This is a genomic window from Grimontia sp. SpTr1 (genome assembly GCF_947387585.1).
Taxonomy (GTDB): Bacteria; Pseudomonadota; Gammaproteobacteria; order Enterobacterales; family Vibrionaceae; genus Enterovibrio; species Enterovibrio indicus.
The window spans coordinates 361,737-375,614 of the sequence record NZ_CANDOD010000002.1; the positions used below are offsets into that span (position 1 = coordinate 361,737).

Here is a 13,878-nt window from a genome sequence, read left to right on the forward strand (position 1 = left end):
TGTGTATAACCGTTGTCTTCGTTCAGTCTGGTTTTCCATTTCTGCAGTAGATCTCCAACCGAATAGGTTGATATAGAGATCATGAATTTAGTCGATTTTTCTTCTTCTTCTCTTTCTTTGCTCCCCGCCATTTTGGCGTTGGGACTGGCTATTGTCACTCGCCGCGTTTTACTCTCTTTGGGTCTGGGTATTCTGTCCGGTGCATTTTTGCTCAACGATTTTTCCGTTTCCGGCACTGCCTCTTATCTTGGCAACCTGATTAAGGGACTGTTTATTTCAGATGGCAGCATTAACTCATGGAACATGAGCATTGTTGCCTTTCTTCTGTTGTTGGGTGCAATCACAGCATTGCTGACGCTTTCTGGTGGTACACGTGCATTTGCAGAATGGGCACAGAGCCGCGTGAAAAGTAAACGCGGCGCGAAACTGCTGGCAGCATTTCTGGGCGTATTTATCTTTGTTGATGATTACTTCAACAGCCTGGCTGTCGGTGCCATCAGTCGTCCAGTAACGGACCGTTTCCACGTCTCCCGTGCGAAACTGGCTTATATCCTCGACTCAACTGCAGCGCCAATGTGCGTGATTATGCCTGCTTCAAGCTGGGGTGCTTACATCATTACTGTGATTGGCGGCATTTTGGTCAGTCACGGGGTCACTGATTACAGCCCGCTAAGCGCATTCGCACACATGATCCCAATGAACTTCTATGCCGTTTTCGCACTGCTATTGGTCTTTGCTGTGGCTTGGTTCCAGATGGATGTGGGTCCGATGCGTCGCTTTGAATACCAAGCATCAACCGGCAGTCGTCTGGGTGATGAAGAAAGTGGTCATGAGCCAATCGATGACGAACTTGGCATTGAAGAAAGCGAAAAAGGCCGAGTGTCTGATTTGGTTGTGCCAATTATCGTCCTTATCGTGGCGACCATGTCTTGGATGGTTTACTCAGGTGCACAGGCGCTAGAAGCCGACGGTAAAGCGTTCTCTGTGCTGGGTGCATTTGAGAACACAGATGTAGGCACGTCACTGCTTTATGGTGGTGCGATGGGCTTGCTATCAGCGTTGATCACTGTGGCGAAACAAGGCTTGGCGGTTTCTGATATCGCCCGTACCACATGGATTGGTGCGAAATCTATGTTTGGTGCCATCCTGATCCTGTTCTTTGCATGGTCAATAGGTAGTGTCATTGGTGACATGGCGACCGGCAAATTCCTGTCGACACTGATTCAGGGCAACCTGCCAGTTCAATTGCTTCCAGTGCTGCTGTTCCTTTTGTCAGCGGCGATGGCTTTCTCCACCGGCACATCTTGGGGTACCTTCGGTATCATGCTGCCAATCGCGGGTGACCTTGCAGGCGCAACTGATATCGCGCTAATGCTGCCTATGCTGTCAGCGGTTCTGGCGGGTGCGGTATTTGGTGACCACTGTTCTCCGATTTCAGATACCACTATCCTGTCTTCTACCGGCGCGCGCTGTGGCCACATCGACCACGTAGCGACTCAGTTACCTTACGCTTTGGCTGGAGCACTGATTGCAGCTGTGTCTTATTTGGTGCTGGGTTTCACGGATTCACTGAGCATTTCCCTGCTGGCAGGTATATGTGTGTTCGTCTTGGTGTGTGCGCTATTTGGCTGGATGTCACGTCGACCGGGTAAGTTGGCGTAAACAACTCTCTGAGCCTCCGATTTCGGGGGCTTTTTTCTTGTAACGCGCTTTGCGCCGCTTTTACCGTTCTCCATTTTTCGGTAGCATTCGTCAGTCTTAATTTCGGGAGAATTCCATGGCCCAGCTGTACTTCTATTACTCTGCGATGAACGCAGGTAAATCCACCACGCTTTTGCAGTCTTCGTTTAACTATCAGGAACGCGGTATGAACCCGCTGATTTTTACCGCTGCAATTGATGACCGCTACGGTGTGGGTAAAGTCAGCTCTCGAATTGGTCTTCAGGCAGAAGCCCAACTTTACTCGCCGAAAGACGATATCTACGCAGCTGTTTGCAATATCAATGCCAACAATAAGGTTGATTGCCTTCTGATTGATGAATGCCAGTTCTTGACCGAAAAGCAGGTTTATCAAATCACCGAAGTGGTCGATAAACTGCGTATTCCTGTGCTTTGTTATGGTCTGCGTACAGACTTCCGTGGTGAGCTGTTTGAAGGGGCGAAATACCTGCTGGCATGGGCAGACAAACTGGTAGAACTGAAAACCATTTGTCACTGCGGCCGCAAAGCGAACATGGTGATCCGCACCGACGCAGAAGGCAATGCCATTGCTGATGGTGATCAAGTCGTGATTGGTGGTAACGACAGATACGTGTCAGTGTGTCGTGTGCACTACAAAGAAGCGCTAGGCAAATAAGTATAAAATCGATAAAAAATGCCGCTGAATTCAGCGGCATTTTTGTTTTGGGTGTCCCAATACCAATCGTAGTAAATATCTGCTCATCCTAGCTTGTTAAAATGCTCGATAACTGCGTTGAAAAATTTGATTGTAGAATAACTACTTATCGAAATTTTCTGCCTTGTTCTCGAGCATTTTTCCTGCGCTATCTCTGATCACCTACTTACTGTGATTGGTATAAGCTTAGAGCCTTGAAGCGAGAGGAATGATGCTAACGCGATCACCCACTTCTGCGCTTTCCACTTCCGGTGACACCTCAATCAGGCAGTTTGCTTCATGCATCGAGCGCAAAATACCCGAGCCCTGCGAGCCCGTTGAACGCACTTCAATCTGCCCATTGGCGCTGATGGAATAAATACCGCGTGTGTATTCTGTGCGGCCGAGACGGGACCGGATCTTCTCTTGGGTCACTGCCGAGAAGAGCTGAGGTTGCCAGTTCACATCACCCTGCATTTTACGAATGGCAGGTTCTACAAACTGCAGGAAGGTCACCATAACCGCTACTGGATTACCCGGTAAGCCAAAGAAAGGTGTATTGCCCAATTTGCCGAAGGCGAGAGGACGGCCTGGACGCATATTTACACGCCAGAAGTTAATATCACCCAAAGTATCCAGAACGTTCTTGATGTAATCCGCATCACCGACTGATACACCACCGGAGGAAATCACCATATCGGCTTTTTCCATTGCCGTGGTCAGTGTGTTTGTGAGTGCTTGCTCACTGTCTTTAATAATGCCTAAATCAAGAATCCGACAACTGAGGCATTCCAACATGCTGCGAACCGTAAAACGATTGGCATCATAGATGCAGCTTTCTTTGGCAAGAGTTCCGGGGGCCTGTACTTCATCACCGGTTGAAAACAGAGCAACGGTGAGAGGTTTGTAACACTTGGCTTTATTGAAACCCAGTGACGCCATCATACCCACTGATGCTGCATTGAGGCGGGTGCCTGCGCTAAATACCGCAGCTCCTTTTTTAAGGTCTTCGCCAGCTTGACGCACATTTTGTCCGGGACGGATGGCACCTTTTCGGGTATCGAACATCACCAAATCGCCGTCCATCGCTGCTTGCTCTCGCATCACGACAGTGTCAGCACCTTCGGGAACAGGGGCGCCTGTCATGATGCGGACACACTCGCCTTTTTGCAGTGGTATGCCAAGACCATGGCCTGCATAAATTTCGCCTACGATTTGATAGCTGTCGCGCTCTAAATCATCACTGCGAATCGCGAAACCGTCCATGGCCGAGTTGGTGCTCGAAGGCACATTGACCGGTGCGATAACATCTTCTGACAAAACCCGTCCAGATAAAGACTCCAGCGGGTGAACTTCGCTGGAGGTTGGCTCATCAATGGTTGCTAAAATCTTTTCCCTTCCGGCATCCACTGAAAGCATGGTTGGGGATAAGGAATCACAGGTGGCTGTCTGTGCTTTGTGGCCTTCCATCCAGCGCAAGACAAAGCTGCAAATTGCGGGTACATCATTGATGTCTAGCGTTGGCAAATCCGAATCCGGGTGGCTGTCGCAGGCAATCGCGATGATGTTTTTATCTTCTTTGTGAAGCCACTGCTTAGCGAGCTCATCGCGGCGAAGTTCGATTTTTGGGAAGCTCTCATGCTTGAAGCCCTCTACAAGAACAAGGTCGGCGCGGTTTTGGTCGAGACGACCGAGCAATTGGTTGAGGGTATATTCTTCTTCCGGTGTTTCTGTCATCAAGGCATTGCGATTGCGAGAGCTGATCAGCATTTGGGAGGCGCCAGCTTTTCTGAGGCGATAACTGTCTTTACCCGGTTTATCGACATCAAACTCGTGGTGCGCATGTTTTACCATGGCAATGCGCACGCCCGATTCCACTAACTGTGGAATGAGTTTTTCAAGCAGGGTGGTTTTACCTGTACCACTGAAGGCTGCGAACCCAAGTACAGGTAAGGAACAGTTGGAAAGACTCATGAAAGCGCCCCGAATTTTTCCAGCTCATCAGGTGTATTCAGATTAATGAAGGCATCATGCTCATCACTGAAATCGACGAATTCAGTCTTACAAATGTCGTAGAGCAGAACGATTTTGCGGTCACCGTTATTGAGGAAGTTTTCTAATCGCTCAAACACAATGCGTTTGTACATAGTCACCACGGGCTGGACGGACTCGCCATCATGGGCGACCACAATTTCGGTATCATCAGAGATAGTTTGATACATCTTTTCCAGCAGGTTATGGGGCAGGTTAGGACAGTCACAAGGGACGAAGCCGTACCACTCACTGTCCAGTTGTGCCATGGCAGCATGGATACCACCCAAAGGCCCGGGAAAACCTTCAAACACATCACTGAAAACCTGTCCGTATTGTGCGTAGGTTTCCTGATTGCGATTGGCGTTGACCGCGACATGCGCGCCTTGTTCAGCCAGGCGGTCGTGAACATAATCGATGAGAGGTTTGTTATTCAGGGTCACAAGGCCCTTGTCTTTTCCGCCCATGCGGCGAGCTTGGCCGCCGGCAAGAATGACCCACGTGGTTTCAGGAAGCGACTGCATGGTTATCCTTGTTGATTAAGTTAAGTTTTGGCTTATGGATCAAACGCTGGTTTTCGATCGACCAGCGCTGATTGCAGCAAGCAGTTAGCGAGTTAGGGTGATGGCTGGTGATCACCAGACTTGAGCCACGATCTAATAGATCTTCGACCATGACCTTCTGTGCTTCGATGGCATCAGGGTCAAGGTTGGCGCAGGACTCATCCATCAAAAGGATAGAAGGGTTTAGCGCCCAGGCGCGAGCCATCGCCACTTTTTGTTTTTCTCCGCCGGAAAGCACAGAGATATGCTCCCGGCTCAGGCTTTCCAGCCCAATCATTCGCAAGGCCTGCATTGTAAGCTGGCGGCAGGTTCTTTGACAGAAATGCCTGCCTTTCAGACCATAAGCTACGTTTTCAGCCACGGTGCCGTCGAAAAGATAAGCGGCTTGGTGCATGTAGATAACCCCACTTTGCCCAGCAAAGCCTGCCAAACGTTGCATGAGTGTCGGCTTGCGGAGGTTCAAATTACCGCTGGTTGGTTTTTGGATACCAGCCAGTACCTTGAGCAAGGAGGTTTTGCCGATGCCATTTTGCCCGGTGAGATAGATGGCATCCCCAGGAGCGATTTTCAGCGAAGGAATATGGAACAGAAGTCGATGCTTGTATTTCACCGACAGGTCGCTGGCTTCCAATGTTATCTGACTCATCCTTGCCCCTAACTTGTTCTCAGGTGACCATTGCCACGCGCGTAGCTAATGAAGAAGTTCATCGTCAGCGCGAGGATCAACAAAACCATGCCCAGGGCAACGCCTTGGGCAAATGCCCCTTTTGACGTTTCAAGCGCAATGGCCGTGGGGATGTTTCGTGTGTAATTCAATATGTTGCCGCCGACCATCATGGAACAACCCACTTCCGTGATAATTCGGCTAAATGCTGTGATGACAGCTGCCAGCAATGGGAAGCGAATTTCCCACATCAGTGTCAGCATGGCGCGGGGGATAGAAGCGCCCAGCGTGTAGGCGGTTTCCCAAGCGCGGCGATCGCTGTTTTGAAAGGCCGCATGCATCATGGCGATCAAGATCGGCATCGCAATTAAAATCTGTCCGAGGATCATGGCTTTTTGGGTGAAGAGCATTTTCCAGTCGCCCATTGGTCCTGCTCTTGAAAGCATCATGTACAGCAGCAGGCCGATGACCACGGTAGGAACAGATTGAAGGGTGTTAACCAGTGACAACACCACCCATTTTCCGGGAATATCCCAATACGCGAGGGCGAAGCTAATCAAAAGGGCTGGTAGAATCACCAACCCAATTGCAAACAATGACACTGAAAACGATACCCCGACAATACCCCATAGTGTTGTATCGCCACTAAACAGCAAGGTAACTGCCTGTCGGGTTGTTTCCATCATATCCATTAGCCAGCATCCGCCACGAATAGTTGTTGGCCGTTCACTTTAAAGCCATTAATCATGGCTTGAGCCTTTGGATTAACCAGCCAGTCACTGAAGACTTTTGCGCCTTCGTAGTTCATGTCTGGGTAACGGCTTGGGTTGATCAAAATGACTTGGTAAGGGTTAAAAAGACGCGTATCGCCTTCCACCAACACTTCCATATCCAGCTTGCTTTCATACGCTAACCAGGTACCACGGTCAGTCAGTGTGTAGCCCTGCATTTCATTCGCCATGGTCAACGTTGGCCCCATGCCTTGGCCGACTGCTTTATAAGCACCAAATTCAGGACGTTGACCAGCCTTTTCCCATAGAAGCAGCTCTTTCTTATTGGTACCTGAGTCATCACCGCGGGAGATAAAATCAGCATTTTTCGCTGCAATCTCATTAAATGCGGCGGCGACGTCTTTCCCGCCTTTTACACCCGCAGGATCTGACAATGGGCCGACCAAAACAAAATCGTTATACATCAGGCCGCGAGGCAGAACGCCAAAGCCCTTGTCGACAAACTTGGCTTCAGCATTTGGCGCGTGTGTCATGACCAAATCTACGTCTCCGTTTTCACCCATTTTGAGTGCTTTGCCGGTGCCTGCCGCCAGGATCTGTACTTCGTAACCTGTGTCTTTTTTGAATTCAGGTAACAGATAATCAAGCAAACCTGAATGATAGGTGCTGGTAGTTGTGGCTAGCCTGATGATCTCCGCGGCATTTGCCGTCATGGAAAAAGTGAGGAAAGTGATGAGCGCAAATATTTTCGAGTTTTTAATGAAGTTCATTTTGTCTTCCTGACGTTTGATTGCTTTTCTTGTTTTAGGGTGTTGCCTCGCCCACTTGGGATGGGTCGAATTGTGGACATTGCAACAAAAATGCCAAAAATTGAGCGCGTGCATTTAAGCGCATAAATAATTGAAAATTAAATAGGTTCGTCACAGTTCTGCGATCTGATGACCAGCTTTATATACATGATTCATTTAAGGCTTTGTTGGACTGAGTCAAAATGTCGCATGTATGATGAAACTCTCGAGAACATGAAGGCTTATGACTGAATGAAGGACGCATTACAGCAATTCGGTTTCTCCGCGCTGGTCGTCGACGACGAACCTGGTATGCGCGCAATCTTAAATAAAGCACTCTCCAAGAAGCTTACCCAAGTGGAAACAGCCTCTTCATTGGAAGAAGCTGAAGCGCTAAGACAGCGCAATCATTTCGACTTATTGATTGTCGATATCAACCTGCCCGGGCGATCTGGTATCGATTGGCATGAAGCCTTCACGGATGATGAACGTCGCAGCGACATCATTTTCATGACAGGTTATGCGGAACTCGAAACTGCCATCAAAGCCCTTCGCGCTGGTGCCTCCGACTTTATTCTCAAACCCTTCAACCTCGAACAAATGCTGCGATCGGTTCAGCGTTGTCTCGACAAACGCATGATGGAGCGACGCAATGTCGCCTTGCAGCGCGATGTCGCCCGATCATTCCCTGTCGATATTATTGGTGAAGCGCCCAAAACCCTCGCGATGCGAGAGATGGTCTCCCGACTGGCACCATCTCCGGCAGCCGTCTTGATTGAAGGGGAGTCAGGGACTGGTAAAGAGCTAGTGGCACGCGCACTGCATTCACTAAGTGGGCGGGGTGGGCCTTTTGTTCCGCTTAACTGTGGTGCCATTGCACCTGAGCTATTGGAGAGTGAATTGTTTGGTCATGTCTCCGGGGCCTTTACTGGTGCGCGCAAGAGCAAAGATGGCCTGTTCAGAGTTGCAGATAAAGGGACTTTATTCTTAGATGAAATCGGTGAAATGCCACTGCCGATGCAGGCTTCACTTTTACGAACCCTTGAACAGAAAACTATTCGTCCGGTCGGCGCCGAGCGGGAAGTACAAGTCGATGTGCGTATCGTCGCGGCGACCAACCGAAACTTGCAGGAAGAAGTAGAAGAAGGGCGATTCCGAAAAGACCTCTTCTATCGCCTGAATGTGCTTTCCGTCGAATTACCTCCGCTTCGAGAGCGTACTGAAGATATCGGATTACTACTCAATCATTTCTCCGAAACACTGTCGCGGGAAATGGGATTAAAACCTGTGGTGTGGTCAGCGGAAGAATTAACCGCAATGCAAGGCTATGAGTGGCCGGGCAACATTCGTGAGCTCAAGAATACCGTTGAAAGGGCGGTATTGCTGGGTAAACCGGATCTGCAACACTGGAGTGACGGAGAATTGCCAAAAGCCACCGCCGGCGGAGAAACACAAGTCGTGACAGTCTGTGAAGATGGCTATCCGCAAGAATGGCAATTAAAAGACGTAGAACGCGCGCACATCGAAAAAGTCGTCGATGCTCATGAAGGAAATAAATCTGCTGCTGCGCGAAAACTTGGTGTGGCAAGAAAGACATTGGAGCGCAAATTTAAAGAGTGGAACGACGAGTAACATGATGGAGCATAAAGGATGAAATGGCTCAATAAATGGCGACAGCGTTTTCGCACTATGGTGCGTTATCGTCTCTTGGTGCTGACGTCTGTTCCCATCATTATTACTCTGCTTGCGCTGATTGCACTCACCATGTACTGGACTTTGGCGTATTCCTGGAAAAGTGCCTTGGCGGGTGTGAACGCTGACCTTGCTGTCGCCAGTAACAGTATGGAAGTGTTACAGCGCGAACAGCGACTGCAATTGAATGCCATTGCGGGCTCTTATGATTTCCAAATGCAGATTGAACGTGACCCTGAGGGTATCTTTTCCTGGGCGCAATCAAGAGCTGGGAAATATGATGTTGATTTCCTTGCGGTCTACCCAGCCAACGAAATAGACAGACTACCGCAAAGCCTGCGAAAACCACTGATTGAAGGTCGCGAGCGCACTTTCTTTCAGGTGATGTCGGATATAGAACTGGAATCCATTACCCCTGAGCTTTCTGCTCGGGCTGAAATCCCGCTTCTGAATGAACAAGTAATCGAATCTCGCGGTTTGATCAGCCGTAGTCTGCTCCCTTTATTCAATGAAACAGGAGAGCTTGAGTGGATAATCGACGGCGGTATTTTGCTCAACAACAGTACCGAGTTGGTGGACAGAATTCGTGACCTTGTTTTTCCAGAAGGCACGCTGCCTGATGCCAGTGTGGGAACCGTCACCCTGTTTATGGATGACATTCGCGTCAGTACCAATGTCCCGCTTGATTCCGACAACAAGTTTGGCCGTGCGATCGGTACCCGCGTTTCGGATGAAGTGAGAAAGTCAGTACTCGAAAATGGTGATGTGTGGGTCAACCGTGCCTACGTTTATGATGCTTGGTACATCTCGGCGTACAAGCCAATCCGAGACTTCAATAACCGGGTGATTGGCATGCTGTACACTGGCTATCTCGAATGGCCATTGATCTCCCGTTATCTTACTAACTTGGTGGAATTAGGCTTCGGTATTCTCGCCACGTTGTTTGTGACGGGGCTATTAGTGTATCGCGGTGCGAAAGACTTGTTCCGGCCCATAGAGCGTATTCACCGGGTCGTACGTCTGGTTCGCTTTGATCAGGATGCACGCATTGGCAAGTTGGGGCTAGACCCGCAGCACGAACTCGCGATTCTTGCCCGTCAGTTCGACACCATGCTCGATCAGCTCAAACAGCAAAATGAAGCCATTCGACAGAATGCTTTGGAGCTTGAGGACAAAGTTAAAGAGCGCACAGCGAGTCTTCATGAAACCACTGAAGAGCTCCGCCGGAACATCACCTTATTAGAGCAAACCCGAAGTAAGCTGCTACTAAACGAGAAGCTTGCTGCTCTGGGTGAGCTGACAGCGGGGATTGCCCACGAAATCAATAATCCGACTGCGGTGATCCTTGGCAACATTGAGTTGATGGAATACGAGCTGGGAAAAAACGCGACGCTGGTGTCCGAAGAAATGAGTGCGGTCTTGGAGCAAATTGACCGTATTCGCAATATCACCCGGAGCTTGCTCCAATACAGCCGCCAGGGTGGTGTGCAAGATGAAATCACTTGGCAGCACGTCAATCCGGTGATTGAAGAGAGTGTTACCCTCGTTCGTTCCGGTACCAAGAAATCTGATGTGGAAGTCGTAACAGAACTCAATGCCAAGTGCTGTGTGGAAATCAACCGCCATCAGTTATTGCAGGTACTGGTGAATTTGCAGATGAATGGTGTTCATGCCATGAATGACAAGGGAAAGCTGGTGGTGCGTTCGTCTGATTGGTTAGATGAGAGTGGCAACCCCATCGGAGCGACCATTTCTGTACAGGATTTTGGCTGTGGTATTGCTAATGAAAACCTCACCAAAATCTTCGACCCGTTCTTCACCACGCGCCGCTCAGGAACTGGGCTTGGGCTTGCGGTAACCCACGGCATTGTCAGTGGATTGGGTGGAGAGATTAAGGTGGAATCCGAACTTGGCGAGGGCACCACTTTCACGCTTTATCTGCGTGAGAAGATTCAGACCGATGATGAAATTACTTCGCTGCAGGTAATGGAATAAGGCTGGCGTTTAGCCAGCTGCCCACATTTGCTTGCCTGCATATTGAAGATTGTAACCGCCGAACTGCTCGCTCTGATTGACGATTTCCTCGTCATCCAGATGTTGCATCAGCTGTTGAACCAAGGAGCGGAAATAGATGTTTTTCGGGATGACCAGTTCAAAGGCCTCATTGGCAATGGGATGAAAAGCGAGGCCAAATTCTCCCGCGGCACTTTGACTACCAAATCCAATATCAGCCGCCCCCCGGGCAATCGCAGAGCCTAATTCCCGTTCATTCAGACACACAGTGACCGTATTGAGCATGTCAGTGGTAATGCCGTTTCTAAATAGCCACTCTTCCATCGCACGAGCACTGCCAGCGCCGCCTTGACGACCAGCCCATCGCCATTCTTTTCCCGTGAAATGGTGCGGGTCGTTCAATTGCTCGGCGAGTTCAGGGCGAACAATCAGGCCTTGTTGACGTTCGAAAGCATGGAGTAACACCCAGTTTTTGTGTCCGGCATATTGTTGGATAAGTGCAGGGTGACGGAGCTTGGCTTCCTCGGCATTTCCCCAGTGAATCGCGCAGATATCGACATGACCTTTTTCCAGCATCGACAAACCCTGTTTGGTGCCTGTGGCGGTGTAGCCAACCAATGCTGTACTTCCCAATACGTTCGCCATTTTGCTCACAATGTGTTGCAGCAAAGGATCATCAGAGCCTGCAATCAAAAGTCTGTCGCTGAATACACCGTTGTGGCTGGATTCCAGCAGCCAACGGTCAAGGAGACTTTTAGGAAAAAGCCATTTGCCTGTGACCTTGGTGGCTGGAAGCACACCGTCATTGGCTAGGCTGTAGACCTTCTTTTCGTTCAGATCGAGATACTCCGCAACCTGACGGGCATTCATGAACTCCGGGAAGTCACTCATCTGAACCACCTTTTACATCGAAGTCGATGTTCTCTGCGCCATTGAAGACCTGAAAACGGTGGCCTTTAGCGCGGGCAATCATGGTAATGCCAAGTTGTTTGGCAAGGTCATAACCCATCTGTGTCACGCCGGAGCGAGAAAGCAGCACAGGGATCCCCATTTGCGCCACTTTAATCACCATCTCTGACGTCAACCGCCCTGTGGTGTAGAAGACTTTATCTTCGCCAGTTTCACCTTTCAGCCACATCTCGCCTGTCAGGGTATCGACCGCATTGTGACGGCCGATATCTTCGACGAAAGAGAGAATTTCTGTGCCTTTACATACCGCACAACCGTGAACAGCGCCTGCCGCTTTGTAGGTGTCATTATGGTGAGTGAGCGCTTCCAGCAGGCCATACAGGGAAGACTGAGTAATGCGGTGCTCTGGTAATTTCAGGTCTTCGAGCTTTTTCATCACGTTGCCAAACATGGTGCCCTGACCGCATCCCGAAGTGACGGTTTTCTTGGAAAGCGTCTCGTCGATATCGTCGTTTTGCTCTGCGGTAACCACAGCAGCGGATTGGGTTTCCCAATCGATGATCACTGAATCCAGCGCGTCGGCATCGTTAATTAACCCTTGGTTTTTGAGATACCCCAATACCAGCATGTCCGGACGGGCACCCAAGGTCATTAGGGTCACGATTTCCTTCCAGTTGAGATAAACCGTCAAGGCGCGTTCGCAGGCAATTTGCTTGGTCATGGGTTCGCCATACTCGTCGAACACTGTCACATCAATGGTTTGAGGAATGTCGGTTTGGGTTTGAATAATTTTTGGTTGGGTCATTTACCCGGCTTCCTTTTGGGTGTGTAGAGACACGAAAACTGAACATCATCAGCAAAGTTAGCAATTCCCGTTCCAATCACGCAGGGTCATCAGGGCTATGGTATGTGTTTTGCTTTGTGGGGTTAGAAAACCAGACTTCTGCGTGCCTGCGGTAGCGTTTTTGAAGCCTGGAACCTCAAGGAGTGATGTGTGACGAAAATAATAAAAGACCCTCAATACTGGCTAATGCAATTTGACCTTGAAGCCACAGAGGTTGATGTCGGTCGCTGGAAAACTAAGCGCTGGTCTATTGCGAACCTGAACCTGCCCCGTACGGAGGAAGAGTGTTCAGGGGAACAGATTTCCTTGCCTTTAGAGCTATTTAAAGACGAACGCACGGACTATCGGTTTAACCTCAGTTCCCGTGATCCCCACCTCTTTTTCATCTTCGAAGTCGAAGACGATGAATCCCTAAAACCCCTGAAAGTTACGGCATCGCAGACCAACGCAGCCAGCTTTATGGATGGTGATTATCTGGTGCAGTCGGTGCCTATGCCATTGCCTGTTCAGGCTTGGATGGAAGCCTTTATTGGTCGTCATGGCGAGCTCCTCGAAGTGCGTAAGAAGAAGCGCAAAGGCGCGGGGAGGGCGAGTGGCAACTGATTCCTTTTTACACCGTTGGTCCAAGCGAAAGCAGGAACAAAACACGGCGGAAGATGAAAAGCCGCCAGAGACTGAGCTGATTGAGGACGATGCCGAGCTGGTGGTCTCCGAGGCTACGCCTGAGTCGGAAGACTCAGAACTTCCCCCACCGTCCATGGACGACGTTGAGCGTTTGAGAGAAGGGGATTCCGCTGCAGCATTCCTGGCGAAAGGTGTGTCCTCACAGGTGAAGAAAGCGGCGCTGCGCAAGCTATTCCACAGTGATGCTTACAACGTGCTTGATGGCATGAACGACTATGACCTCGATTATTCCAAAACTGCCAACCTCAGTGCGGAAGTGGCTGAATCCTTAAGAAAGTGGACCAAGGAAAAGCTGGAAGAAGCGACAGAGGAGAAGCCGGAAGACGAAGCGTTGGCTCAGGAAACCTCAAGTGATCAACCAGTTAACGAGGACAGTCTCAAGGAATTACCAGAAGGTGAGACAAAAAGTACCCATGAGGAATCAGGGGACAATTTGTCTCACCCGGAGGGACAAAATGTCCCAATAGAAAGTGTGGATAAGAATTTGGACGGATCCTGACTCCGTTTAGGTCATTTTTCTTCCTTCAAAGCTGGTTCGCTACTTGCTGTAACAGAAGTGTCTTACTCGAAGACGTAGCTAAACCC

Annotated in this window: 13 protein-coding genes; 6 read left to right on the forward strand and 7 right to left on the reverse strand. The window is 49.7% G+C overall.

The genetic code is table 11. From position 1 onward, the window contains the following. The first annotated feature begins 81 nt into the window (after window positions 1–81). Both QL223_RS05845 and QL223_RS05850 read left to right on the forward strand, forming a co-directional pair. The gene (locus QL223_RS05845; RefSeq protein WP_281544171.1) at window positions 82–1,662 is read left to right on the forward strand and encodes a Na+/H+ antiporter NhaC family protein; all 1,581 of its coding nucleotides are present in this window, start codon (window positions 82–84) and stop codon (window positions 1,660–1,662) included. A 115-nt stretch (window positions 1,663–1,777) separates the two neighbouring features. Continuing rightward, window positions 1,778–2,356 (forward strand): thymidine kinase, encoded by a 579-nt coding sequence (locus tag QL223_RS05850; protein WP_281544172.1) that lies wholly within the window; start codon window positions 1,778–1,780, stop codon window positions 2,354–2,356. 225 nt (window positions 2,357–2,581) lie between these two features. Here QL223_RS05850 and QL223_RS05855 read toward each other — a convergent pair whose 3' ends face one another. From QL223_RS05855 to QL223_RS05875, 5 genes are read right to left on the reverse strand one after another with little or no spacing between them, the layout of a single operon-like run. Continuing rightward, entirely contained in the window at window positions 2,582–4,348 is a 1,767-nt protein-coding gene (locus tag QL223_RS05855; protein ID WP_281544173.1) for a bifunctional molybdopterin-guanine dinucleotide biosynthesis adaptor protein MobB/molybdopterin molybdotransferase MoeA, read from the reverse strand. Then, window positions 4,345–4,929 (reverse strand): molybdenum cofactor guanylyltransferase MobA, encoded by a 585-nt coding sequence (gene mobA / locus QL223_RS05860; RefSeq protein ID WP_002542117.1) that lies wholly within the window; start codon window positions 4,927–4,929, stop codon window positions 4,345–4,347. Before mobA ends, QL223_RS05855 begins: the two co-directional genes overlap by 4 nt. Continuing rightward, complete coding sequence (locus QL223_RS05865) at window positions 4,913–5,614, reverse strand: energy-coupling factor ABC transporter ATP-binding protein (RefSeq protein ID WP_281544174.1); 702 nt, start codon at window positions 5,612–5,614, stop codon at window positions 4,913–4,915. Before QL223_RS05865 ends, mobA begins: the two co-directional genes overlap by 17 nt. Before the next feature lie 8 nt (window positions 5,615–5,622). Further along, window positions 5,623–6,324, reverse strand: coding sequence for an ABC transporter permease (locus QL223_RS05870; RefSeq protein ID WP_046305761.1), 702 nt, complete (start codon window positions 6,322–6,324; stop codon window positions 5,623–5,625). After that, window positions 6,324–7,076 (reverse strand): substrate-binding domain-containing protein, encoded by a 753-nt coding sequence (locus tag QL223_RS05875; protein WP_239644012.1) that lies wholly within the window; start codon window positions 7,074–7,076, stop codon window positions 6,324–6,326. The genes QL223_RS05870 and QL223_RS05875 overlap by 1 nt, the downstream gene beginning before the upstream one ends. 327 nt (window positions 7,077–7,403) lie before the next feature. Between QL223_RS05875 and QL223_RS05880 the strand changes: the two genes are divergently transcribed. After that, entirely contained in the window at window positions 7,404–8,783 is a 1,380-nt protein-coding gene (locus QL223_RS05880) for a sigma-54 dependent transcriptional regulator (RefSeq protein WP_281544175.1), read from the forward strand. Between the two features lie 18 nt (window positions 8,784–8,801). Continuing rightward, the gene (locus QL223_RS05885; RefSeq protein ID WP_002542122.1) at window positions 8,802–10,838 is read left to right on the forward strand and encodes a cache domain-containing protein; all 2,037 of its coding nucleotides are present in this window, start codon (window positions 8,802–8,804) and stop codon (window positions 10,836–10,838) included. Window positions 10,839–10,847: 9 nt separating this feature from the next. On the opposite strand, the gene QL223_RS05890 is transcribed toward QL223_RS05885, so the two are convergent. Both QL223_RS05890 and QL223_RS05895 read right to left on the reverse strand, forming a co-directional pair. Further along, on the reverse strand, window positions 10,848–11,747 hold the full coding sequence (locus QL223_RS05890) for a helix-turn-helix transcriptional regulator (RefSeq protein WP_281544176.1): 900 nt from the start codon (window positions 11,745–11,747) through the stop codon (window positions 10,848–10,850). Beyond that, window positions 11,740–12,570 (reverse strand): formate dehydrogenase accessory sulfurtransferase FdhD, encoded by an 831-nt coding sequence (locus tag QL223_RS05895; protein WP_002542124.1) that lies wholly within the window; start codon window positions 12,568–12,570, stop codon window positions 11,740–11,742. The genes QL223_RS05890 and QL223_RS05895 overlap by 8 nt, the downstream gene beginning before the upstream one ends. A gap of 189 nt (window positions 12,571–12,759) precedes the next feature. Here QL223_RS05895 and QL223_RS05900 point away from each other — a divergent pair, with 189 nt between their 5' ends. After that, the gene (locus tag QL223_RS05900) at window positions 12,760–13,212 is read left to right on the forward strand and encodes a DUF3305 domain-containing protein (protein ID WP_062662628.1); all 453 of its coding nucleotides are present in this window, start codon (window positions 12,760–12,762) and stop codon (window positions 13,210–13,212) included. After that, window positions 13,202–13,792 (forward strand): DUF3306 domain-containing protein, encoded by a 591-nt coding sequence (locus QL223_RS05905; RefSeq protein ID WP_281544177.1) that lies wholly within the window; start codon window positions 13,202–13,204, stop codon window positions 13,790–13,792. The genes QL223_RS05900 and QL223_RS05905 overlap by 11 nt, the downstream gene beginning before the upstream one ends. Window positions 13,793–13,878 lie beyond the last annotated feature (86 nt).

Bases quoted from the DNA above. Each gene is read 5' to 3' on its own strand.
- QL223_RS05845 (WP_281544171.1), top strand. From the start codon at position 82: ATGAATTTAGTCGATTTTTCTTCTTCTTCTCTTTCTTTGCTCCCCGCC.
- QL223_RS05850 (WP_281544172.1), top strand. From the start codon at position 1,778: ATGGCCCAGCTGTACTTCTATTACTCTGCGATGAACGCAGGTAAATCC.
- QL223_RS05855 (WP_281544173.1), bottom strand. From the start codon at position 4,348: ATGAGTCTTTCCAACTGTTCCTTACCTGTACTTGGGTTCGCAGCCTTC.
- mobA (WP_002542117.1), bottom strand. From the start codon at position 4,929: ATGCAGTCGCTTCCTGAAACCACGTGGGTCATTCTTGCCGGCGGCCAA.
- QL223_RS05865 (WP_281544174.1), bottom strand. From the start codon at position 5,614: ATGAGTCAGATAACATTGGAAGCCAGCGACCTGTCGGTGAAATACAAG.
- QL223_RS05870 (WP_046305761.1), bottom strand. From the start codon at position 6,324: ATGGATATGATGGAAACAACCCGACAGGCAGTTACCTTGCTGTTTAGT.
- QL223_RS05875 (WP_239644012.1), bottom strand. From the start codon at position 7,076: ATGACGGCAAATGCCGCGGAGATCATCAGGCTAGCCACAACTACCAGC.
- QL223_RS05880 (WP_281544175.1), top strand. From the start codon at position 7,404: ATGAAGGACGCATTACAGCAATTCGGTTTCTCCGCGCTGGTCGTCGAC.
- QL223_RS05885 (WP_002542122.1), top strand. From the start codon at position 8,802: ATGAAATGGCTCAATAAATGGCGACAGCGTTTTCGCACTATGGTGCGT.
- QL223_RS05890 (WP_281544176.1), bottom strand. From the start codon at position 11,747: ATGAGTGACTTCCCGGAGTTCATGAATGCCCGTCAGGTTGCGGAGTAT.
- QL223_RS05895 (WP_002542124.1), bottom strand. From the start codon at position 12,570: ATGACCCAACCAAAAATTATTCAAACCCAAACCGACATTCCTCAAACC.